This window comes from Maribacter forsetii DSM 18668, from assembly GCF_000744105.1.
Lineage (GTDB): Bacteria > Bacteroidota > Bacteroidia > Flavobacteriales > Flavobacteriaceae > Maribacter > Maribacter forsetii.
Genome location: NZ_JQLH01000001.1, coordinates 4,339,342 through 4,362,836, shown reverse-complemented (window position 1 = coordinate 4,362,836; position 23,495 = coordinate 4,339,342). Strand labels below are relative to the sequence as shown.

Here is a 23,495-nt window from a genome sequence, read left to right as displayed (position 1 = left end):
TGAATGAATTTTATTGCTAAGTCCGCTGTCCCTAAGTTTTTAGGGTTGTTATTGTTATTGGGTGTTTTGGTTTCATGTGAGCAAGATTTAACTACTGTAGGGTCGGGTGTTGTTGGTAACGAGCCTTTTACTACCGGTACAGAAGTATATGATGTTTTTGCATATAACAAGAACATTGAGGCGGTTCAGACCAATAAACTTGATATTTATCAAATAGGTACATATAATGACCCTGTTTACGGTAAAACAGAGGCTTCTGTAACTTCACAAGTCTATTTAAGTACGGCTAACCCATCTTTTGGTAGTTTTTCTCAAGAAAAAGAGGATAGAGCCGGTACTACAGATGAGGCAATAACTACGGTTCAAGAAAATGAAACTATTAAAGAAGTTTATCTTTATATACCATTTTTGACAAATGCTAGCTCGTTGGATACTGATGGTGATGGTGTTGAAGATGAATTTGATCTTGACCCAGACGATAGTAGTAATGACAATGATGGTGATGGTGTTTCTAATATTATAGAGACGGCATCTAATACAGATCCTTTAGATGGTTCTAGTGTTGATGAGGATCGTGATGGTATTAATGATCTTGATGGTTCAACCATTTTTTCTGATAATTTTGCGGAAAAAGTAGAACTAGACAGTATCTATATTAATGGTGTCAACTATGATGACGTTGCTAAAACCCCACTACCTTCTTTCAATTTAAAGGTAGAGCGTTCAACCTTTTTCTTACGTGATTTAGATCCAAATGCCAGCTTTCAAGAAGTGCAACAATATTATTCAAATCAAGTGTTCTCTCCTGATTTCGTAACAGGTGATCCTTTGTTTGAAGGTGTAGTTGAGATTATTGATGAAGAAATCTTAATTCAGAATGAAGATGACGATTCAACTGAAGATGTAGATGAATCTCAAACTTTCACAAAATTACAGCCAGGTATTAGGGTTGCGTTGGATAATGAATTTTTTCAGACAAATATATTAGACAAGGAAGGGAGTTCGGAGTTAATTAGTCAAGCTAACTTCACTGAGTTTATTAGGGGGCTTCATTTTTCTATAGAAGATGAATCTGGTAACGATGTGCTTTTTATGTTTAACTTAAATAGCTCTAATATTACTATGACTTATAGTTATACCAATTATGATACTAATGGTACAACTGATGATACTAGTGATGATAATCCTAATAATATATTGGAGACTGATTTTACTTTTTCATTTTTGACATTGAGTACAACTGGCGTTGTTGCCGGTAATGCAGTAAATACTATTATAACTGAAGACTACGGTCCTCAAATTCTTCAAACTTTAGATAGCGATGAAAATGTTTCTAGAATTTATTTAAAAGGAGGTCCTGGTACTTATGCTGAAATTAATTTATTTGAAGAAGATGGCGGTGAAAGTATTATTGAACAAATTAAAAGTGAGAATTGGGTAATTAATGAAGCTAATTTGGTTTTCTATATAGATAGAGATCAGTTAGATGCTGTAGGTAGTACATTAGAGCCTCCAAGATTATATTTATATAATGCTGAGAATAAATTTCCTTTAATAAATACAGCTACAGATGTGGCATTTGCCGAAACAGGGATCCCAAATTTATTTGCATTTTATCCAGATTATGATGGAGTTATAGAGAAATCTAACGGAAAAGGAATTCAGTATTCGGTAAAGATTACAGATCATATAAATAATTTGATTGTAAGAGATTCTACAAATGCTACTTTGGGTTTAACACTTACAACAAATATTCAAAATTGGAATATTGCCGATGCAAAGGTTACTAATGGAGAAGAAGAATTACCTATTACGTCAACAGTGACTCCGCTAGGAACGGTATTGTTTGGTAGTAATGTAGATGTTGCCGACCCTAATTATGATAAGAGGTTGAAATTAGAAATATCTTATACTAAAGCTCGGTAAACCATTTAATAGTGATTTTTGTCATTTAAGCAATTGTTCACATACCACTTCTACATTATTAACGTTGTATAACCTAAATGGCATAAATCTTGAGTTTATTTTTTAAGCTAAAGGTTTTAAATTAATTTTTTCAAATAGAAACATTAATATGTGTGGAATTGTTGGTTACATAGGTCATAGGGAAGCTTTCCCTATAGTTATAAAAGGACTTCAGAGATTAGAATATCGTGGTTATGATAGTGCAGGTATTGCATTGTTTGATGGTAATCAAATCAATTTATCTAAAACAAAAGGTAAGGTTGAAGATTTAAAAAATAAAGCAAAAGAAATATCTCAGGCAGGTAGTATTGGTATAGGTCACACACGTTGGGCAACCCACGGTGTGCCAAATGATGTCAATTCTCACCCTCATTACTCTAATTCAGGAAATCTTGTTATTATACATAACGGTATCATTGAAAATTACGAGTCTATAAAACAAGAACTTACAAAACGTGGATATACATTTCAATCAGATACGGATACTGAGGTATTGATTAATCTTATTGAAGAGGTAAAGAAAACCGAAGATGTTAAGCTAGGTAAGGCGGTACAGATTGCACTTAATCAAGTAGTAGGGGCATATGCAATTGCTGTTTTTGATAAGGAAAAACCAGATGAAATTGTGGTAGCTAAATTAGGTAGTCCTTTGGCTATTGGTATTGGCGAAGAAGAATTTTTTATAGCCTCAGATGCTTCGCCATTTATAGAATTTACTAATAATGCTGTTTATCTTGAAGATGAAGAAATGGCAATTATTAGATTAGGAAAAGAAATTAAGCTTAGAAAAATTAAGGATGATGCGGTAGCTTATCCAAGAATTTTAGAGCTTCAAATGAATCTTGAAGAAATTGAGAAAGGTGGTTATGATCACTTTATGTTAAAAGAGATTTATGAACAACCTAGAGCTATAAAAGATACTTATAGAGGTCGTTTATTGGCAGATCAAGGTTTAATTAGAATGGCGGGGATTGACCTTAACATGGAAAAATTCTTAAACGCTAATAGAATTATTATTGTAGCATGTGGTACTTCATGGCATGCCGGTTTAGTTGCTGAGTATATTTTTGAGGATTTGGCAAGAATTCCTGTAGAAGTAGAATATGCATCAGAATTTAGATACAGAAACCCTGTTATTACAGATAAAGATGTTTTAATTGCAATTTCACAATCTGGTGAAACTGCAGATACTTTGGCAGCTATTAAATTAGCGAAAGAAAAAGGAGCTTTTGTATTTGGTGTTTGTAATGTAGTAGGTTCTTCTATTGCAAGGGAAACGGATGCTGGAGCTTATACGCATGCAGGACCAGAAATAGGAGTAGCTTCTACAAAAGCTTTTACGACTCAAATTACTGTTTTGACGTTAATGGCTTTAAAATTAGCGAAAGCAAAAGGTGTTTTCTCGGAGACAAAATATCGCGGATATTTATCTGAACTAGAAACTATTCCTAGTAAAGTAGAAAAATCTTTGGAATCTAATACACTAATAGAAATTATAGCAGATGTTTATAAAGATTCAACTAACTGTCTTTACTTAGGGAGAGGATACAATTTTCCGGTAGCATTGGAAGGCGCACTTAAATTAAAAGAGATAAGTTACATTCATGCAGAAGGATATCCGGCAGCTGAAATGAAGCATGGTCCTATTGCATTGATTGATGAGCAAATGCCAGTTTTTGTAATTGCGACTAAAAAAGGGCATTATGAAAAGGTGGTAAGTAACATTCAAGAGATTAAATCCAGAAAAGGGAAAATTATTGCAATAGTTACAGAAGGTGATGAGCAGGTGAAGGATTTAGCGGATCACGTTATTGAGGTTCCTGAAACTTTAGAAAGCTTAACTCCGTTATTAACGACAATTCCTTTGCAATTACTTTCATATCATATTGCTGTAATGAGAGGTTGTAATGTGGATCAACCTAGAAACCTTGCCAAATCGGTTACGGTAGAATAAGAAAAATTATTTTTAATAGATATAAGGGGCATGATTCATTTCATGTCCCTTTTTTAGGGGATAAAATTAAAATAATATGCACATAAAATCTCCTTTTTATAAGGGAATGGTGGATTTTGGATATATTTTTTACATTATGTTATTTAAAAGTTAATTGCGTATATCCCAATAAATGAATCATTTAATTATTAAAATAATACTATGCATGCATAATTTTTTTCAAATTACTATAATCCATGTGAAATAATCTGTATCTTAACCCTCAACTAATTTTAAACTTTGATAAAGAATGAGAGCAATACTTCTTTTAGCATTGATGATTGTGGGTACTTTTGGGTACTCTCAAACAAATATCAATGGTAATGTTGTTGACCAAAACAATCAGCCCATTCCTGGGGCCAATATTGTTATCGTTGGCAAAACCATTGGAGCAGTAACAGATTTTGATGGTAATTTTAATTTGGCTACGTCCGAAGTGCCACCTTTTAAGATAGAGGTGTCAAGTATTGGATATATGAGTACTACAGAAAGTATTACAAGTGCAAACCAAACTATTACGATCACCTTAAATGAATCGCAAACCTTTTTAGATGAAGTTGTTATTTCGGCTTCTAGAACTCCTGAACGTATTTTTGAATCGCCAGTTACTGTAGAGCGTATTGGTATTTCTGAAATTAAGAATTCTACTGCTGCAGATTTTTATGGCGGATTGGAAAATTTAAAAGGGGTTGATGTAAATACGAACAGTTTAACGTTTAAGTCGGTAAACACAAGAGGTTTCGCATCTTTTGCGAATACGCGCTTTATGCAGCTTGTTGATGGTATGGACAATTCTACACCAGCATTGAACTTCCCTATCGGTAACTTAGTCGGGTTAATTGAACCAGATGTATTAAGTGTAGAATTGTTGCCAGGAGCATCTTCTGCACTATATGGTGCAAATGCGTTTAATGGTATTTTGTTTATGCGTAGTAAGAGTCCGTTTGATTATGAAGGTATAAGTGTTTCCATTAAACAAGGGATTACTTCTCAAAAGGCGGCTGGTGACAACTCATATACTGATTTTGGTATAAGAGCGGCACATAAGTTCAGTGATAAATTTGCTGCAAAGGTTAATTTCGGATACTTAAAAGGTACTGATTGGGCGGCTAATAATACAGATGATAAAATAACTCCAGGTGGCACAAGAGATAACTTGAATTATGATGGTGTCAATGTATATGGAGATGAAGTTTCTACAAATATTAAGGAAGTTGCACTTACTTTAGAAGGTTTAGGTGTTTTGCCTTCAGGTGCAAATGCTTTGGTGCCTTCTGAAATTGTAAGTAGAACTGGGTATAACGAAAGTGATCTTACCAACTACAATGCAGAAAGTATTAAAGCTGATTGGGGCTTGTATTATAGACCAATTGAAGATAATAGTTTAGAGATTTCTTATGTAGGTAAAGTAGGTACAGGAAATACAATTTATCAAGGAACTAACAGGTATAATATAGCTGGATTCTTTCAGGAACAACATAAACTTGAAATCAAGAACGATAACTTTTTTGTAAGAGGTTATGTGGTTGGAGATAAGGCAGGTGATTCTTATGATATGGTGTTTACTGGTATCAACATCAACAGATCTTGGAAAGATGATAATACTTGGTTTGGTGAATATACCGGTGCTTATGTACAGGCAACTTTGGCAGGTGCTACTGACCAACAGGCACATGCAGCAGGTAGAGCTCAAGCTGAATCTGGTAGACTGTTGCCGGGTACTCCAGAATTCGAAGCAGCTTTTAACAAGGTTATAAAAGATCCAGATTTAAGTGTTGGGTCACAGTTTTATGACCAGTCTAAATATTATCATGCTGATGGTAACTATAATTTTAGTCATTTAATTGATTGGGCAGAAATTCAGGTTGGTGGTTCTTTTAGAGAGTATAGTTTAAATTCTTTAGGAACTATTTATACGGATTCTGAAGAAGACGGTCCAATAGATTATTCTGAATTTGGAATTTACTCACAGGTTCAAAAGACATTACCTATGTCTGGCGATAAAAGTTTAAAATTAACAGGGTCTATTAGATATGATAAATCTGAATTTTTTGATGGCTTTTACTCTCCTAGATTATCCGCAGGTTACACGTTGAATAGGAATCATAATATTAGAGCATCTGCTCAAACTGGATTCAGAAACCCGACTACCCAAGATCTTTTTATTGGATTGGATGCCGGTAGAGCAATTTTGGTAGGGTCTGCACCTGATAATCTAGAGCAGTATTCAAGAGATTTTGATGTAAGTGCCTCAGGACAGTTGTTAGGTCAACCTTCGTCAGTTACTCAAACTGGTACCGCGGCGTACACCAATTCGTACTCTGCAGCTTCTGCTACAGCTTTAGCTGAGACAGGAGACCCTACAGTACTTGAAGTTGCTAATCCAGATTTGGTCAAGCCAGAAAAAGTAACATCTTTTGAAATTGGGTATAGAGGTAAAGTGGATAAAGTTGTAATTGATTTTAGCACATATTATAATAGTTATGAAGATTTTATTTCTCAAGAGGTAGTTGTTGCTCCGTACTACGGCGAAGTGGGTGATGGCGGACTTTCTATTGCAGCAATAGCGAATGGAGATTTTCAAGCATATAGTACATACACAAATACCGATGCCAATGTAAATTCTTATGGTGCATCTTTAGGTCTTGATGTTAAGGTTTTAGGTAATTTTGATTTAGGAGGTAGTTATACTTTTACGAAATTAGATTTCGATCGTGAGGCAAACCCTGACGTAATGTTGAACTTCAACACGCCAGAGCACAAGTTCAAGGCATCTTTTGGAAACAAAGAATTATTCGAAAATTTCGGATTTAATGTTTCATATAGATTTAGTGATGATTATTTCTGGGAAGCTACTTTTGGTAATGGTGTAATTCCAGAATTCCACGTGGTAGATGCTCAAATTAACTATGATGTGCCAAGTATTAAATCTTCTTTCAAATTAGGGGGTACAAACCTTACTAATAAAGAATATTATACGGCATTTGGTACAGGGTTCATAGGTTCTATGTACTACTTATCTTGGACTATTAACAACTAATTAAAATCAAAAGTTGAAATGAAAAACTTAAAATATTTATATATTTCTTTAGGTATCTTAGCTTTTACGGCTTGTAATGACCCTGAAGATGTGGATCTTGAGCCAGAAGTTATGGCAGAAGAATTACCGGCGTTAACTGCTGGATCGGCAGATTTCTCTAATTATGTCTCTTTAGGGAATTCGTTAACGGCAGGTTTTACAGATGGCGCATTATTTCAAGCAAGTCAGACGCTGTCCTTGCCTAACTTACTATCTCAGAAATTTAGTCTTGTTGGCGGTGGTAATTTTACCCAGCCTATGACAAGTGACAATTTTGGTGGTTTAGCAGTGGCAGGTACAAGAATCCAAGATCCAAGATTGGTCTTTGGTGGTGCGGGTCCGGTTTCTTTAGAATCCATAATTGGTGATGTAACCGTATCAACGGATATTGCGTTGAACAACCCAACTGGACCTTTTAATAATTTAGGGGTGCCTGGAGCTAAAAGTTTTCATCTATTGGCGCCTGGTTATGGTAGTTTAGATAATTTTCCGACAGCTGCAAATCCTTATGCAATTAGAATCACGGGAAATACCAGCGCGTCTATTTTAGATTTGGCGGTAGATCAATCACCTAGTTTTTTCTCATTGTGGATAGGTAATAATGATGTATTGGGATATGCCACTACTGGTGGTGATGGTACGGATCCTATTACACCGGTGTCAGGTGCTCCAGGTCAAGGTTTTGATGGTAGTTATGGAGCTTTAATAGCTACCTTGACTGCTAATGGGGCTCAAGGTGTAGTAGCTAATATTCCTAACGTAACAGACGTTCCTCATTTTACAACGGTACCACACAATCCTTTGGACCCTACAAATCCCGATTTTGGAGATCAGATTGCGACCCTGAATGGTATTTTTGGGCAATTGAATCAGGTGTATGAGTTTTTAGGTGTTCCAGAAAGATCAATAGAGTTTTCTGCAACCGCAGCTAGTGAAGTGGTGATTAGAGATGAAACTTTAGTTGATTTGTCTGCTCAGATTGCAGGTGTACTAGGGGCTAGTCCTACATTTCCTGCTTTTGTGCAATCATTCGGTTTGCCTGTCGAAGCAGCACCATTGGTTGCAGGTTTATTGGGTAGTACATATGGGCAAACAAGAGAGGCAACGGCAGACGATTTATTTGTATTGCCAAGTTCATCTATTATAGGTACGGTAAATACAGAATCGGTTGTAGCTCTTATGTCTGCAGGCTTACCTCAGGCATTGGCAGGTCAATTTTCTGTTGAGGGTATATCGTTGCCTTTAGAGGATAAGTGGGTTCTTCTGCCTAGTGAGCAAGAAGAAATTGCTGTAGCAACAGCAGCTTTCAATCAAATTATTGAGGCTACTGCTAGTCAGGCAGGTTTAGCTTTCGTAGATGCTAATAGCTTGTTGAATCAATTGGCAAATGGAGGAATCACTAGTGGTGATTTTACTTTAACATCTAGTTTGGTGACGGGTAGTGCTTTTTCTTTAGATGGAATTCACCCTACAGCTAGAGGGTATGCATTATTAGCAAATGAGTTTATGAAATCTATTGATGCAACGTATGGTTCAAATTTTGAGGCTTCGGGTAGTTTTTTGAACGTAGGTGATTATCCTACGAATTACTCACCAACACTACAATAATTGTAACTAAAATAGTTAGAATTTAAAGGTGCCGAACGGGCACCTTTTTACTTTTGTAAAAAAGGAAAAAAACTATTTTTCATTAAAATTGAAAACTATATCTTTGCAGCCTGAAAATGAGAGCATTTTTCAGGTTATATTAAACGTATTAAATAAACATATAAGTAATGTCAAAAGTTACAGGTAAAGTTTCGCAAATCATTGGGCCCGTGGTTGATGTAGAATTTCAGTCAGGTGCTGATCTTCCTAGAATCTATGATTCCTTAGAAATTGTAAACAAGGATAAGTCGGTTTTAGTATTAGAAGTACAGTCTCATGTTGGTGAAAACACGGTAAGAACCATCTCAATGGATTCTACTGATGGTTTAAGCAGAGGTGTAGAAGTAGTTGCTACAGGTAGTGCGATACAAATGCCGGTAGGTGATGACGTATATGGTCGTTTGTTCAATGTTATCGGTGATGCTATTGATGGTTTAGGTGATTTGCCTAAAGCAGGTAAAGATGGTCTTCCAATACATAGGGAAGCACCAAAATTCGAAGATCTTTCAACTTCTACAGAAGTTTTATTTACAGGTATTAAAGTAATCGATTTGATTGAGCCTTATGCAAAAGGTGGTAAAATTGGATTATTTGGTGGTGCTGGTGTAGGTAAAACGGTATTGATTCAAGAATTGATCAACAACATTGCAAAAGGTCACGGTGGTCTTTCTGTATTCGCAGGTGTTGGTGAAAGAACTCGTGAAGGAAATGATTTACTTCGTGAGATGTTAGAATCTGGTATTATAAAATACGGTGATGATTTCATGCATTCTATGGAAGAAGGCGGATGGGATCTTACCAAAGTTGATAAAGAGGCAATGAAAGGTTCAAAAGCGACTTTCGTTTTTGGTCAAATGAACGAGCCACCAGGAGCACGTGCTAGAGTTGCACTTTCAGGTTTGACAATTGCTGAGTATTTCCGTGATGGAGCAGGTGAAGGTCAAGGTAAAGATGTACTTTTCTTCGTAGATAACATTTTCCGTTTTACACAAGCAGGTTCAGAGGTATCGGCACTATTGGGTCGTATGCCTTCAGCGGTAGGTTACCAACCAACTTTGGCAACAGAGATGGGTGCTATGCAAGAGCGTATTACATCAACAAAAAGAGGTTCTATTACATCTGTACAGGCGGTTTACGTACCTGCGGATGATTTAACGGATCCAGCACCGGCAACAACGTTTGCTCACTTAGATGCAACAACGGTATTGTCTCGTAAAATTGCCGAGTTAGGTATCTACCCAGCGGTAGATCCATTAGATTCTACATCAAGAATTTTAACAGCTGAAATTTTAGGAGATGAGCATTATGCTTGTGCACAAAGAGTAAAAGAGCTTTTACAACGATATAAAGAGCTTCAAGATATTATTGCCATCTTAGGTATGGAAGAATTGTCTGAAGAAGATAAATCTGCCGTAGGTAGAGCAAGACGTGTACAACGTTTCTTATCTCAACCTTTCCACGTAGCAGAACAATTTACAGGTCTTAAAGGTGTGTTAGTTGATATTAAAGAAACTATCAAAGGATTTAACATGATTATGGATGGTGAATTAGATCACTTACCAGAATCTGCTTTTAACCTTAAAGGTACGATCGAAGAGGCTATTGAAGCTGGTGAAAAAATGTTGACTGAAGCGTAATTAAGTTCAGAGTTCAGGGTTCAGAGTTCAGAATTGTAACTCATAACTCATAACTCATAACTCATAACTAAAAGAGATATGTATTTAGAAATTGTATCACCAGAAGCAACATTATTTGCAGGTGAAGTAACTTCGGTTACGGTACCAGGTATAAATGGTGAGTTTCAAATGTTAAAAGACCACGCCCCAATTGTATCATTGTTACAAGAAGGTAAGGTTAAGATTTCAGGTAATATTTCTTTAGATGAAGAATATGCCTCTAAGTTTACTAAAGATGCTAGCGGTAGTACAGTTTTACAGATTTCTAGCGGTACTATTGAGCTTAAGAATAATAAAGTAATTGTACTTGCAGATTAGTAAGTAGAATCCGTAATAAGTTTTAAAGGCTACACTGAAAAGTGTAGCCTTTTTTTATTCCTTTTCATATGCTAGAATATCTGCAGGCTGACAATCTAAAGCTTTGCAAATAGCTTCTAGAGTAGAAAAACGAATGGCTTTAGCTTTACCTGATTTTAGAATAGAAAGGTTAGCTTCCGTTATACCAATCATTTCGGCTAGCTCTTTGCTTTTCAAATTTCGCTCTGCTAATACGGTGTTTAAGTTTACGACGATACTCATAGTTATATGGTTAGGTCGTTTTCTGATTGTACGGTATACCCTTTCTGAAATACATAGGTTAGAAACAGGGAAATCATTCCAAATATAATCAGGAGAATAAGATTGTGAATATTTCTAAATTCAGTCTTATGCATTATTGGATAATGAATAAGAAAGTATAAAAGCGGACCAATAATTAAATTTAGGATAGTTAAGAGTTTCAAATTTTTGATGATGCCCTTATTAAAAATGACCGTTTTTTTAAGCGCTTTAAAAATGTTAGAAAGTAAATAGAGCAGTAGAATCCCGAAAATTAAAATTAGGGTAATCGTTAGGATGTCGCTAAACTGATAATCACCTTCTATAGAACTTCCAATAAGGGGAATTTTCATGTCGAATCTACCGTCTTCAACTGTAAATTTATCTGTAATAAAAGCAAATTCCATATAGGTTAGAAAAGCTAAGAGTACAATTGAAATACTTCTGAATATATAATAGAAGAAGGTAGAAAGTGATTTTGGACCGAATATTTTCATGGTATTCTTTTTATATAGTTAAGTCATTTTCTTGTTTTAGATGATAGCCTTCTTTAATTAATTGGGCTATAATAAGTAGAAAAATAGCTATTACTAAAAGTGATATTCTTCCGCTTAATGCCGTTCCAAAATTTTTGCCTAAGGTATATGAAGCAGAAACACCATATTCTAAAGTTATTTCAAAGGATTTTTCTATTAACCTTATAAAGAAAATTAATATAGAATAGATTATAAGTCCGTTACCGACCTTTCTAAAAACAGCACTATTATTTTCTGTAAATATTGTATCGGTTTTAAATTCAGGTATTACTTTTCTAAATTTCAAAAGAAGCCAGAATATATAACCTTGTAATAAAAAAGTTAGTAAAGGAATTAGAAGCATTAGTATCCAGCTATTTTCTCCACCGGAATATTCAAGCAAATCAAATTTTGTAAGAACATATTTTGATAATTCACCTAAGTTTATAATTATAGATATTAGTACGGAAAAAATTAAAAAATTAATAAGCCATTTGAGTGCAGTAAGAAGATTTTTCATATAATTTAATTATTGTTTAACGATAACAAATATATTAAAATTATCGAAAAACAATAATTAAATTTAAAAAAATGATTTTTGTTATCTTTCCTTATCAGTAAAACTACAGAGAGGTATAGATTAAATTTGAATCTTAATTACGTATTCAAATTCTTACTGTTATAGATGTAAGAGCGTGACGCTTGCGATAGCGGTTAGCAACAAAATCTTATATTTTACACACTTTTGTAATATGGGTAAAGAGGCTCTACTGTTTTAAGGCGATCCTTTAACGTATTATAATAAGAATGCCAGATTTTATATTTTGATTGATATATAACGCTATCCCATTTTTCAAATTTCATATTAAAATTAGGATCATCGCATAATTTAGAAATGATTAATCCTCTAAACAAGTGATCTATCCCACCTACCAAAATCTCCTTCCAATATTTTCCTTCTGCCTCTAAGCGGTCCATTTCTTTTAGTACGTTGGGCAGGTAGGAGTAGGTATCTATAAAAGCCTTGCCAGGACCTTGGGCATAATCAACAATTAAATGGCCCCATTGGCGGAATGATAAAAGAGTGTTAAAATTAATGTCATTTAGTTCTGATTCATAGTAGTTTGGTAGACTATCTTTAACTGTGCGCCAAGAAACATTTCCTGAATCAGAAAAATTCGGTTTACCTATTTCATTAATTAAATTTTCCACTGGTTCATGAAAAATTGAAAAGGGCAATAACTTATGTAACGACGATTTTGTTTTGAAGTCAAATATCAATAGAATTTTTACATGCTTTAAGTTTAACGAGTATCCAACTCCTGTTTTCTTAGCATCATTGAATTTATAACCCTTGTCCTTGAAGTAAGGATTTGTTACAGCAAATAATTCTTTTTTTCCTTGAGAAAGTTTTATGGACATGATTATTATTTATTTGAATCTTTTATAAACTCGATATCTGATTTTCGAATGGTGTTAATGTCATTAGTACCGTAATCATTCGATTTTATCATTTCAGATTGCTCTAAATTAAAGCTTTCATTTGCGTTAATGTCAATAGATTTATTATCAAACTTCACTTTAAACTCCACCGCACCGCTAGAGGCTTCTTTTACCTGTTTAAACTTGGTCGTTTGTGCGGGGGTAAAAAGGTTGCCGGGGCTTAGTTTGTTCTCGATGGCGATAATGTCTTTAATAAACAGGATTATTAAGTTAATGTTTTTCTTTCTGCTATAGTAGGCAAGAGTTTTAAACTTCAATTTTCTTTTTTAACGATAACCTCATAATCCAAATCATAAAAGGTAACATCTGTCATGCCAGCTTCTTCTATGGCGTTTCTTAATCGTGCGGATACAATATAATTATAACGGTCAAATAAAAAATCAAAAGGTTCATTTACGCACCAAATATGCGGTTTGAATTCATGAGTCATCATATATGGCTCTGATTTATCAAAATATTCTTCCAAATCATTATACGCTACAATTTCTACATCTGATTTGTCTTTAATTCCAATTTTTTTAAATTCAGATTTTTTAATTTCTATAAATCTGTAATTAACTATTGGATAGAATAACCAATATTTATGCGTTGTTTGCTTTTGGTAGTTTTTAATCTCTAATTCTAAAAACTGTTCGTTAGTTAAATTGAAATTTTTAAATATTTTATATAATTCATCAATAATACACATGCCTGTAATAAATGGCGTGAAGGCAGCTTTATGCCATTTGCGACTTCCACCACCGCTAGACCATAACATGGTATTACGTAATATGGGTTCATTAAATTCTAACTGTTCATGATCTGGAACATTAGTATCTACATACAATTGAATAGGTTTAGGGTTTTCCCACCTTTCTCTATTTCTTAATAAATGGACATCTAATTGTAAACGAGCAGTTTCTTCTTGGCTACAATACAAGTTCCATTCTCTGCCATAGCCACCTAATTGATAATATTTCATTTTAATTATATCTATTTAAAATATCTTGAACTGGGGTAATTTTAATAGGCGTATCATCAGCTGCCGTTATGCCAAACAAATCATTTACATTGGTATTTCCTTTTACAGATTAATCTAACAATACTTTAAGTTATAACTTTTAAGTCATAGACTTAACATGTTTTAATCAACCAGTCTTCAAAGAAATCAATTCCCAATCTTGCCCTAAAGAATTGTAAGTACAAATTTTCTCAAATCCTACGGCGTAATGTGCGCCTAAAGAGCGGGAGTTGGTTGCGTCAACCTCAGTGATAATGGCATCGTATTTTGGGTAAGAAGCAATTTTCATAGCATTATAAAGTCCGCGGAAAATTCCCATTTTCCTATGGGTTTTTGCAACACAGATTTGCCCCATAGTAATAAAATTTTGAATGTTTACGTTTTCTAATTCGGTAAACATAGGTCTTAAAACAGAGATTTCATCTTTAAAGTCATCGGTCATTGAAAGGGCGTAGCCAACTACCTTGTCTTCATCTTTCGCAATAATATGCGGACAAGCATTATTCATTCTAGTAAGTACATCTAAAGTGTGGTGTACAGTAACGAAACCTTCTTTTTCCATTTCATCGCTAGAAACAGAAGATTTCAAATTCATCTGCTGTAAAGAAAGAATCTGTATTAATTCTTCATTCGTGGTGGCGGTGGTATATATCAAATTCATTTAGTCAACTTTTAACCAAGCTTTGCGGGCTTTTAATACTTTTTTTGAAGGAGCTTCTTCATTTTTCTCAATCAAACTAATAGTGTAGTTAGGGTCAGCGGTCAAGGTGACTTCGGTTTTCCTTTCCATACCATCCCGTAAAAAGCTTATTGAAAGTTTGTCATTTGGCTTAAATTCATTTTCTATGAATTTGATGAACTGTATGCCGTTAGGGAATTTTTCGCCATTAATAGCAGTAATGATGTCATCTTTATCTAGCCCTGCGATATAAGCGGGACTCCCAATTTTGGTATTGCTTCTAATTTTACCGTTTAAATCGTCTGTTATAGATACAGCAGCGCCAAAATAAGCAGCCTCTTTGTTTTGAGATAAACTTACCCCAACAGTTTTAAATAGTTCGGTATAGCTTGGCATTTCGCTTTTGTAGATGAAGCTATTAAAGAAGTTATTACCAAAATCTTCGCCAGCGTAGGTGTTTAAAGTTTTATTCAAGTTTTCAATGGTATATGGACTTTCAGATTTCCCGTAGATATTCCAAACCAGTTTCATGAAATCATCTAGATTTAAACCTTTCTCTCTTAAAGAAAGGTCTAGGGCTAAACCTAATACACTACCATAAGAATAATAAGAAATAAATGTGTTCTCTCTATTCACCGGGTCTACAGAGGTTGCCGCATCTACAAAAGGAGCTTGGTTACTCATTTCAATTGGGTTAAAAAACTGCCTTGCGGGTGAATTCCAGACATAATTGAAAGTACCTGTTAACCCTTCAACATATTTATTAGGTGTAATTAATCCTGCTCTGCAAAGTATCAGGTTGGTGTAGTAGCTGGTAAAACCTTCTGCAAACCAAAGCTCACCGCTCATGTTAGCTTCTTCAAAATTAAAAGGTTCTAAAGATTTTGGTCTAATACGTTCAACGTTCCAACTATGAAAAAACTCATGAGAAACCGTACCAATATTACCATCCATGCCGCCATTTGCCAAAGTCCTAGTACTGGTTAAAATCGTAGAATTTCTATGTTCCATACCGTCACCAGATGCATTTGGCATATAGGAGGCAAGAAAAGTATAGGTGCCATAATCAAATGTAGGTAACTCCCCAAAAACAGCTTTTTCGGCAAGCACAACTTTCTTCACTTTTTCAAAATAGGCATCGGCTTCTTCTTCATTAGCTGGATCCAATAAGGCTAGTTTAATAGTTTGCCCATCTACCTTGAACTCTCTCACTTTGTGATTGCTTAACAGCGTTGGACTATCCATAAAATAATATAGATTGGGTGCGCTATAGACATTACCGCTTACTTGCGGTAATTGAGTTGCTATTTTCCAATTTAAGTCTTCCCTCGATTTAAAATTTACCTCGATTTTTCTTTCGCTTAGTGATGGGGCATACATAAAAGTAGCCGGTATATTTAAGTGTGCATTAGTTTCGTTAATCTGTGAATAGGTGCCGTCTGCTCTATTAGCAAATAAAATGTACTCTATTTTTACTGTTCCATCATGTCCAGAGACTTTCCATTCGTACGGGTTGGTTCTTGTGACCTTCAGATGGTTTCCTTCACTGTCTATAGCCTTAAAGCTATATACGTTTTTAGCAAATTCATGAAGTGCATACCTGCCAGGCGATGTTCTGCTCATTCTCAGGGATAAAGTATCTGATGACACTTTTGGAAATGTAGCTGAGATATTTGCCTCATGATGTTGGGCATTCTCAAAAGAGATAGTGTAAGAATTGGTCTGAGCAAATAATTGAACAGATTGGAGTCCACAGAATAATAGAATAAAGAGGTAGCGCATACTTAGATTTTTTAGCTAAGATAATGAAGCTATTTCATGTATGAATCTACAATATTTTAATTATTGAAATGTGGGTTAGATGGTCTGGTTTTGTTCAAACTTATCATCTATACTTTCTTTTATTCCTTTTAATAAAAATTCCGTAATGGGTTTGGTAACAAAATCTACTACTAGGGGTTTTTTCTTTAGCTTTTCTATATCATTTCTATATGCGGAAGATGTAAGGATAAAAACCATGCAGTTATCTGTAGAAGCAAAAGATTCTAGCTGATCCATAAATTCCCAACCGTTCATTACGGGCATATTAAGATCAAGAAAAATGATGTAGTTTTTCTGGTCTGAATATTCGTTTTTTAAAAATTCTATTGCAGGTTTTCCATTAGAAAAATTAACTGTATCACCCTTTAAATCGGCATGTTTAATACCTTTTTCGAGTAAAAAAGTAAATATAGGGTCGTCCTCAATTAGTAATATTTGGTAACTCATTTAATATCTTCTATATCAATAGCATTAATAGTATTTTCAACAATGTCTTTAATTACATGGTCAATTTCATCTGCAGAAGTAATTATAAAGTTAAGAATTTGTTCTCTTTCTTCGATTTTTAATTTCTCTTTATCATCTCTCAATAAATCTACTAAGCCCATTAATCTAGCAACAGGAGCTCTTACAATATGGGATTGGGTCCATGCAATTTTTTTAAGTTGAGTATTCTGCTCTTCTATTGCTTTTAAGTGCTGCACTTTGGTGGTCACATCTTTTGAATTAACTACAATTCCTTTAATTGTGGGTTCATCAAATTTATTGGTGATAGCAGTTTCTAACCATACCCAATGACCGGCACCGTGTCTAAATCTAAATGGTTTAATGTTTACTTGCTGTACATCTAAGATTTTTATGAATTCATTGTATACAGTATCATAATCATCTGGGTGAACATAGTCGAATGCATTAGTGCCAACAAATTCTTCTGGTGTAATTTCTAAAACCTTTGTAGAGGTAGGGCTGGCATATGAGAAATTTGCCTTTTCGTCAATAATGCAGATCATATCACTGCCTTCTTGAACTAAAGTTTTATAACGACGCTCACTTTGTATTAATTGCTCTTTTGCATTTCTAGTTTCATGTATGTCTCGAGATGTAACAACAACACCTTGAATTGAGGGCTCATTTAATTGGTTAGATACATTGGCTATAAACCATCGCCATTCACCTAATTTATTTTTAAATCTAAAAGGAGCTATTTGAACTGATTTTCGTTCAGATATTAAATCAAAAGATTTTGCAACCTGTTCAATATCATCTGGGTGAACAAAGTCAAAAGCATTTTTGCCAATTAATTCCTCAGGACTTATCTGAATAACTTTTGTTGAACTAGGACTTACATATTTAAAATTACCTTCAAAATCTGAAATGGAAATAATGTCACTACTTTCCTGAACTAACGTTTTAAAGCGGCGTTCGCTGTTCTCTAATTGTAGTTCAGCTTTTTTCTTTTCGGTATTATCTCTTGCAATGCAGTAATAAATACCCTCTTTTTCATCCCAATTAGATGACCAAAGCATGGGTACTATATGCCCGTCTTTATGAATATACCTATTTTCAAAATTCACCACTTTTTCTCCAGAAGAAACAGCGGCGGCAGAACTTTTTGTATCTGGCCTGTCATCTTCATGAACAAGTTCAATATAATTAGTACCAATAATATCTTTAGGATGATACCCCCAAATGGCTTTACTGGCTTGGTTAACACTTAAAAAGTATCCTTCCTCATCTAGCGTACAAATAATATCTAATGAAGTATCCATTATTTTTTGCATTTCTTCTTTAGCACTGATCAGTACTTGTTGCGATAATACTTCTGAGGTTATGTCTTTTGAAAAACAGGTAATGCCAGTTGTTTTCCCTTCTTTATTATACATGAGGTCAAAAGAGGTAAGACCGTAAGTGGTCCAAAACTTTTTCGGGTTTTGAATTTTCTGTTTCACTGAAAACCTACCTATGCTTAATGCTCTTTTGTAATATGATTTCCATTTGTCGGTTACTTGTTTTGGTACGGCATCAGAAAATACAGGGTCACCTTCCTTAAAAGGGTGTCCTTGAATTTTTTCAACCAAATCATGAAATGCGGTATTTGCAGTAATAAGATTAAAATCAAGATCTATAGACCACATTAAATCTCTGGTACTGTTGATCATTGCGTCTTGGTTATTTTTAACCCTTTCAAGCTCAGTGGTGTATCTTTTCTTTTCAGTAACATCTTGTATGGTTCCATACATTAACAAAGGTTCTTTGTTATCACTCCATTTCAGCACCTTTCCTTCTTCATATATCCATTTATAGCTGCCATTCTTTTGTAACAGTCGGTATTGCACATTACAGCCAACGGAAGGGTAATTTAAGCAATCGTGCATTTTTTTCTTTACCTGTGGTAGATCATCTTGGTGAATACGGCTAAACCAATCGTCGGTTTTAAAATCTTTTAAAGCCTGTTCGTCTAAATTAAATATTTTAAGTCCTTGGTCATTTAGACTTAAGCTGTCACTGGCAAGATTACGTTCCCATATACCTATACCTGTTGCAGAAACAATGTTATCCAATAATTTGCCTTTTCTCTCTAGGTCTAGTTTTTGGTCTATTTCTATCTTTTTAGACTTTCGTAATTCAAATAAATGAACTACTTGTTTAGCAAGAGTTTGTAGTCCTTCTAGCTGATTTTCATTAAGTTGTCTAGGTTCGTAATCTATTACACAAAGTGTACCAAGTCTATGACCGTTTTCTGTGGTTAAAGAGGCACCGGCATAAAAACCAATATTTGGATCACCTTTTACAAGGTTATTATCGTAAAATCGTTTGTCATTGTGAGTGTTTTCTACAATCAATATATCAACATTATCACTAATAACATGCTTGCAGAAAGAATCCTGAATAGGTGTACCGGTACTATTTAATCCGAAATGAGATTTAAAGAATTGTCTTTTATCATCAACCAATGAGATTAAGCTTGAAGGGGTGTTGCAGATAGATGCGGCCAATGATGTAATTTCATCATAGATAGCCTCAGGATGTGTATCCATAACATCGAATGACATCAATGTTTTTAACCTATTTGTATCTAAAATATTACTCCCTTTCATTATTATCTAAGCAATAAGATATGTACTTAATTTAACACTTTAATATCAAAGTAGGAAATTTCTCCAAAAAAAGACGCAAAAATAAGATATAACTTTGTTCTTTAGTCATATTGTTTAATTTTTTATCGAGGTTATGAGAATTTTATGATTTCGTAAATAGTTATTAATCAGATTCATAAAACAAATTTTGCAACTATTTTGAGATTCAAATGAATTACTCTCGTTAATTATGGAAAACTCTTAGAATATTTTCAGGAAATCGTTAATTCGTTTAAAATCATTTCATAGAAAGGCTATTTTTGTGATATGACCCAACTGCCCAAAAAATTACAGTGTGTTTTAGCAGCTCGTAAAAAAGAAGAAACTTTTCGCACGTTACATTCTATAGAAGGTTTAATTGATTTTCTTTCTAATGATTATTTAGGTTTTGCAATAAATGAAACTTTGTTCTCTAAAACCTTTCAATTGTTACTTACTGAAAGTGTAGCATCAAATGGATCTGGAGGATCTAGGTTGCTTTCTGGCAATCATAAATTGTACAACAAATTAGAACCGTTGTTGGCTAATTTTTATAAATCTGATGCTGCATTGGTATTTAATTCTGGTTATGATGCTAATATGGGGCTGTTTAGTGCTTTGCCCCAAAGAGGGGATTTAGTGTTTTACGATGAATATGTTCACGCCAGTATACGAGAAGGTATACGAATGAGCCATGCAAAAGCATATGGTTTTTTGCATAATGATTTATCAAGCTTAAAAGAGAAAGTGGATTTAAATACGGCCAGAAACGAACAAAAAGATAGTACTGTTTACATTGTTACTGAAAGTGTTTTCTCTATGGATGGAGATACGCCAGATTTAAAAGCTTTTGCAAAATATGCAAAGTCTAATGGTTATAATTTAATAGTCGATGAAGCACATGCTGTTGGTGTATTGGGAAAAATCGGAGAAGGATTAATACCTGAATTAAAACTTGAGAAAGATGTTTTCGCAAGAACGGTAACTTTTGGTAAAGCATATGGTTGTCATGGGGCAGCAGTTCTGGGTTCTAATGATTTAAAGGATTATTTGGTGAATTTTGCAAAACCGTTCATTTATACCACAGCATTAACGCCCCATACTTTAGCAACGATTATTACTGCTCATGAGCATATTGAAGATTTAAGAAAAGAGCCCAAAAGATTGTTGAGTGAGAATGTTCAGTTTTTTAAAAAGCAGTTAGGTGCGCATAAAATAGAACAGCACTTTATAAAGAGTGATACGGCTATACAGGGTTGTGTTATTCCTGGTTCAAAGAAGGCAAAACAAGTTTCTAATAAACTAATGGACAAAGGTTTCAATATAAAAGCAATTCTTTCGCCTACCGTTCCAGAAGGTCAAGAAAGATTAAGAATATGCTTACATAGCTATAATTCTAAAGAGGAAATAGGCTTGTTGGTGAAATTATTGGCTAGTTTTATTTAAATAGGATGAAAGATAAATTTTATCAGCTGGCTTCATTTGAGTATGTTGCCGATGTACAGATTGTTAAAGGTAAATTGGAGTCTGAGGGTATACCGGTATTTCTTAGGGATGAAAATACTTTAAATTCTGACCCACTTATAAGTAATGCAATTGGCGGAGTTAAATTGCAGGTGTATTCAAAAGATAAAGAAAGGGCAATTGCAATTTATGACGAAATTAGGGCTTATGCTGTGGATATTGAGGGTAACCCCATCATTTGCCCTAATTGTAAAGCTCAGAAATCTGAACCGTATTATAACAGTAAGGGGGTATTTTATAAACTTTTCCCTTTTTTTGAGAAAAGAAAATATAAGTGCCTAAATTGTGGAATGATCACTAATTCAAACTAAAATAGAATGCAAAAGATATTTGTAACAGGAATTTCAACTGAGGTTGGTAAAACTATAGCATCTGCAATTTTTACCGAAGCATTAAACGCAGATTATTGGAAGCCTGTACAAGCTGGTGATTTAGAAAATACGGACACTGATAAAGTGAAAGCACTTATTTCTAATGATACCTCTAAATTTCACCCAAGTAGTTATAATTTAAAATTACCAATGAGTCCGCATGCAGCGGCTGAGATAGAAGGTATTAGAATTGATAGATTTCATATTAATGAGCCAGAAACGGCTAATGATTTGGTCATTGAAGGTTCGGGTGGAATTCTGGTACCGTTAAATGAGGAAGATACCATGTTCGATATTATTATGCCAGATTATAAAGTTGTAGTGGTTTCTAGAAATTATCTAGGTAGTATCAATCACTCATTATTGACAATAAACTGGTTGTTGCACAAAGGGTATGAAGTGGCGGTGATTTTTAGCGGTGAAGAAAATAAGTATACAGAAGATATTATTCTTCAAAAGACCGGTGTATCTCTAATTGGTAGGGTTGATGAAGAAAAGGAATTCACCAAAGAGGTCATTAAAAAATATGCCGATAAATTTCAAGGTGTTTTAAGAACCTTATAGTCGCTGTAAAATTTGGGCATTGTCTACTGTAGCAATTACTTTATAATTTTTAGCTAAATAGGCGTCTATATATTCGTTTTCCTCAACTTCTTTTTTATCGAAAATTCGCTTTTCTTTTCGAATAACCACTGTTTGGGGTCGTAATTCATGCATGATATATTTAATTTCTTCAACAGAGTTTTTTCTAGGATTACCGTAAAAGGTAAATAATTCATTTCTACAAATATTACTTGGGTGAGTAGAAGCAGTTGTAGGTGGTAAAGTGTCTAAATTCCAATAGCCAATATGATACTCAAAAAACATTATGTTTTCGGTATCTAAATTATGTTCTAAAATATACTGCGGTGCAGCAAAGCCTTCTCCATTGAAGAATGTGCCCTTTTCAAATTTATTTTGTAAAACGTTCACATATTCCAGATAACTTTCAGCGGGTATCAATAATGCGATAAATGCGGCATAAACTGGTAGTTTAGGTTTGTACTGTATTACTAAGTTGTAGCTAACTATCGCAACCAGAATAAGTAACATGGGATGCAATTGAATAAGGTAATGACCGTTGATTCTTCCTCCTTTTGCAAAAGAGAATAATACACCGATCATGGCAATTAATAGCAGTTGTACGGTTCTGTTTTTAAAATCGAGCTTTTTATTTTTGTAGGCATAAAGAATAAAAAGTCCTGTAATGACGAAAATAGGTGACAGTTTAAAAATAGAATATCTTCTTGCTCCGGTATATTCTAATGGTGCCAATACTACAGACTCCCACCAGATATAAGTTTGATCGGTTATAAAGTATGGTACAATAGTCGCTAAAATTACTGTGATAACACCCGTTCCAAATAGTAAAACATGAAACAGAGATACGCTTGTCTTTTTAAAAATAGCCTCATATGTCAAGAATATACCAATGAATAGAATGGGAAAAGCCATGTTTAATTTTACCATAACAGTTGCACCCATTAATAGTCCTGCAAAGAAAATATAACCGAGAGACTTTTTAGTTTGCAAAAGATAAATGGCTGGCACAAAAAGCGCAATACAAATATGTTCGGACATTACACCTTGTAGACTACCAAATAAACTTAGTAGAAAAATGCAGCATATCCCAACTATTATAGAGGCTTTTTTAGATATGGTTTTTAATGAAATTTTGTAAGTGAAATAGGTAGTAATAGCCACTAGAAGAGCGCCGGCAAACCTAATGGCGACAAAACTTTTACCGAAAACAGAAATAATTGCGGCAAAGAATGCAAAAGTTAGCGGTGGCTTCAAATCCCATAATTGTGTGTAGGGTAGAAAACCATTTGCCCAAGATTGCCCTAATAGTATAAACGTGCTTTCATCGCGATCTATGTAATCTCTAAAGAAGAAGGGAAATCGTATAAAAAAGGTGATTAAAGAAAGAATGAGAAATACAGTAGTATTTTTCATTTGGGAAAAATTTA

Annotated in this window: 20 protein-coding genes; 9 read left to right on the top strand and 11 right to left on the bottom strand. The window is 34.3% G+C overall.

Features of this window, described 5'->3' with window-relative positions; genetic code table 11:
* Window positions 1-3: 3 nt before the first annotated feature.
* From P177_RS18555 to P177_RS18530, 6 genes are all read left to right on the top strand, one after another.
* Window positions 4-1,926, top strand: a complete 1,923-nt coding sequence (locus tag P177_RS18555) for a DUF4270 domain-containing protein (protein ID WP_036157217.1) — start codon at window positions 4-6, stop codon at window positions 1,924-1,926.
* A 148-nt stretch (window positions 1,927-2,074) separates the two neighbouring features.
* Window positions 2,075-3,919: a glutamine--fructose-6-phosphate transaminase (isomerizing) gene (glmS, locus tag P177_RS18550; RefSeq protein ID WP_036157215.1), complete on the top strand. Its 1,845-nt coding sequence runs from the start codon at window positions 2,075-2,077 to the stop codon at window positions 3,917-3,919.
* A 289-nt stretch (window positions 3,920-4,208) separates the two neighbouring features.
* Window positions 4,209-6,998, top strand: coding sequence for a TonB-dependent receptor (locus P177_RS18545; protein ID WP_036157213.1), 2,790 nt, complete (start codon window positions 4,209-4,211; stop codon window positions 6,996-6,998).
* An 18-nt stretch (window positions 6,999-7,016) separates the two neighbouring features.
* Window positions 7,017-8,645, top strand: coding sequence for an SGNH/GDSL hydrolase family protein (locus P177_RS18540; RefSeq protein ID WP_036157211.1), 1,629 nt, complete (start codon window positions 7,017-7,019; stop codon window positions 8,643-8,645).
* 167 nt (window positions 8,646-8,812) lie between these two features.
* Complete coding sequence (gene atpD / locus P177_RS18535) at window positions 8,813-10,321, top strand: F0F1 ATP synthase subunit beta (RefSeq protein ID WP_036157210.1); 1,509 nt, start codon at window positions 8,813-8,815, stop codon at window positions 10,319-10,321.
* A 78-nt stretch (window positions 10,322-10,399) separates the two neighbouring features.
* Window positions 10,400-10,678 carry a F0F1 ATP synthase subunit epsilon gene (locus P177_RS18530; protein ID WP_036157208.1) on the top strand — a complete coding sequence of 93 codons (279 nt, stop codon included), beginning with the start codon at window positions 10,400-10,402 and terminating at the stop codon, window positions 10,676-10,678.
* A 54-nt stretch (window positions 10,679-10,732) separates the two neighbouring features.
* Here the strand turns inward: P177_RS18530 and P177_RS18525 are convergent, their stop codons facing one another.
* The 10 genes from P177_RS18525 to P177_RS19560 form a co-directional block, all read right to left on the bottom strand.
* The gene (locus P177_RS18525) at window positions 10,733-10,939 is read right to left on the bottom strand and encodes a helix-turn-helix domain-containing protein (RefSeq protein ID WP_036157206.1); all 207 of its coding nucleotides are present in this window, start codon (window positions 10,937-10,939) and stop codon (window positions 10,733-10,735) included.
* Between the two features lie 2 nt (window positions 10,940-10,941).
* On the bottom strand, window positions 10,942-11,454 hold the full coding sequence (locus P177_RS18520) for a DUF2975 domain-containing protein (RefSeq protein ID WP_084684732.1): 513 nt from the start codon (window positions 11,452-11,454) through the stop codon (window positions 10,942-10,944).
* A 10-nt stretch (window positions 11,455-11,464) separates the two neighbouring features.
* Window positions 11,465-11,992, bottom strand: a complete 528-nt coding sequence (locus tag P177_RS18515) for a DUF2975 domain-containing protein (protein WP_036157201.1) — start codon at window positions 11,990-11,992, stop codon at window positions 11,465-11,467.
* 215 nt (window positions 11,993-12,207) lie between these two features.
* Window positions 12,208-12,894, bottom strand: a complete 687-nt coding sequence (locus tag P177_RS18510) for a hypothetical protein (protein ID WP_036157199.1) — start codon at window positions 12,892-12,894, stop codon at window positions 12,208-12,210.
* A 5-nt stretch (window positions 12,895-12,899) separates the two neighbouring features.
* The gene (locus tag P177_RS18505; protein ID WP_036157197.1) at window positions 12,900-13,232 is read right to left on the bottom strand and encodes a hypothetical protein; all 333 of its coding nucleotides are present in this window, start codon (window positions 13,230-13,232) and stop codon (window positions 12,900-12,902) included.
* Window positions 13,229-13,936, bottom strand: a complete 708-nt coding sequence (locus tag P177_RS18500) for a hypothetical protein (protein WP_036157195.1) — start codon at window positions 13,934-13,936, stop codon at window positions 13,229-13,231. The genes P177_RS18505 and P177_RS18500 overlap by 4 nt, the downstream gene beginning before the upstream one ends.
* 166 nt (window positions 13,937-14,102) lie before the next feature.
* Window positions 14,103-14,636, bottom strand: a complete 534-nt coding sequence (locus tag P177_RS18495; RefSeq protein WP_036157193.1) for a GNAT family N-acetyltransferase — start codon at window positions 14,634-14,636, stop codon at window positions 14,103-14,105.
* On the bottom strand, window positions 14,637-16,436 hold the full coding sequence (locus tag P177_RS18490) for a M61 family metallopeptidase (RefSeq protein ID WP_036157191.1): 1,800 nt from the start codon (window positions 16,434-16,436) through the stop codon (window positions 14,637-14,639).
* Between the two features lie 75 nt (window positions 16,437-16,511).
* Window positions 16,512-16,922 carry a response regulator gene (locus P177_RS18485; protein ID WP_051941914.1) on the bottom strand — a complete coding sequence of 137 codons (411 nt, stop codon included), beginning with the start codon at window positions 16,920-16,922 and terminating at the stop codon, window positions 16,512-16,514.
* Window positions 16,919-19,573 carry a PAS domain S-box protein gene (locus tag P177_RS19560; protein WP_051941913.1) on the bottom strand — a complete coding sequence of 885 codons (2,655 nt, stop codon included), beginning with the start codon at window positions 19,571-19,573 and terminating at the stop codon, window positions 16,919-16,921. Before P177_RS19560 ends, P177_RS18485 begins: the two co-directional genes overlap by 4 nt.
* 306 nt (window positions 19,574-19,879) lie before the next feature.
* Here P177_RS19560 and P177_RS18470 point away from each other — a divergent pair, with 306 nt between their 5' ends.
* From P177_RS18470 to bioD, 3 genes are read left to right on the top strand one after another with little or no spacing between them, the layout of a single operon-like run.
* Window positions 19,880-21,037 (top strand): aminotransferase class I/II-fold pyridoxal phosphate-dependent enzyme, encoded by a 1,158-nt coding sequence (locus P177_RS18470; RefSeq protein ID WP_036157190.1) that lies wholly within the window; start codon window positions 19,880-19,882, stop codon window positions 21,035-21,037.
* 5 nt (window positions 21,038-21,042) lie between these two features.
* Complete coding sequence (locus P177_RS18465) at window positions 21,043-21,426, top strand: putative signal transducing protein (protein WP_036157187.1); 384 nt, start codon at window positions 21,043-21,045, stop codon at window positions 21,424-21,426.
* Between the two features lie 6 nt (window positions 21,427-21,432).
* Entirely contained in the window at window positions 21,433-22,050 is a 618-nt protein-coding gene (bioD, locus tag P177_RS18460) for a dethiobiotin synthase (RefSeq protein ID WP_036157185.1), read from the top strand.
* Here the strand turns inward: bioD and P177_RS18455 are convergent.
* Window positions 22,045-23,481 carry an ArnT family glycosyltransferase gene (locus P177_RS18455; protein WP_245233065.1) on the bottom strand — a complete coding sequence of 479 codons (1,437 nt, stop codon included), beginning with the start codon at window positions 23,479-23,481 and terminating at the stop codon, window positions 22,045-22,047. The two genes, bioD and P177_RS18455, sit on opposite strands and share 6 nt — an antisense overlap.
* Window positions 23,482-23,495 lie beyond the last annotated feature (14 nt).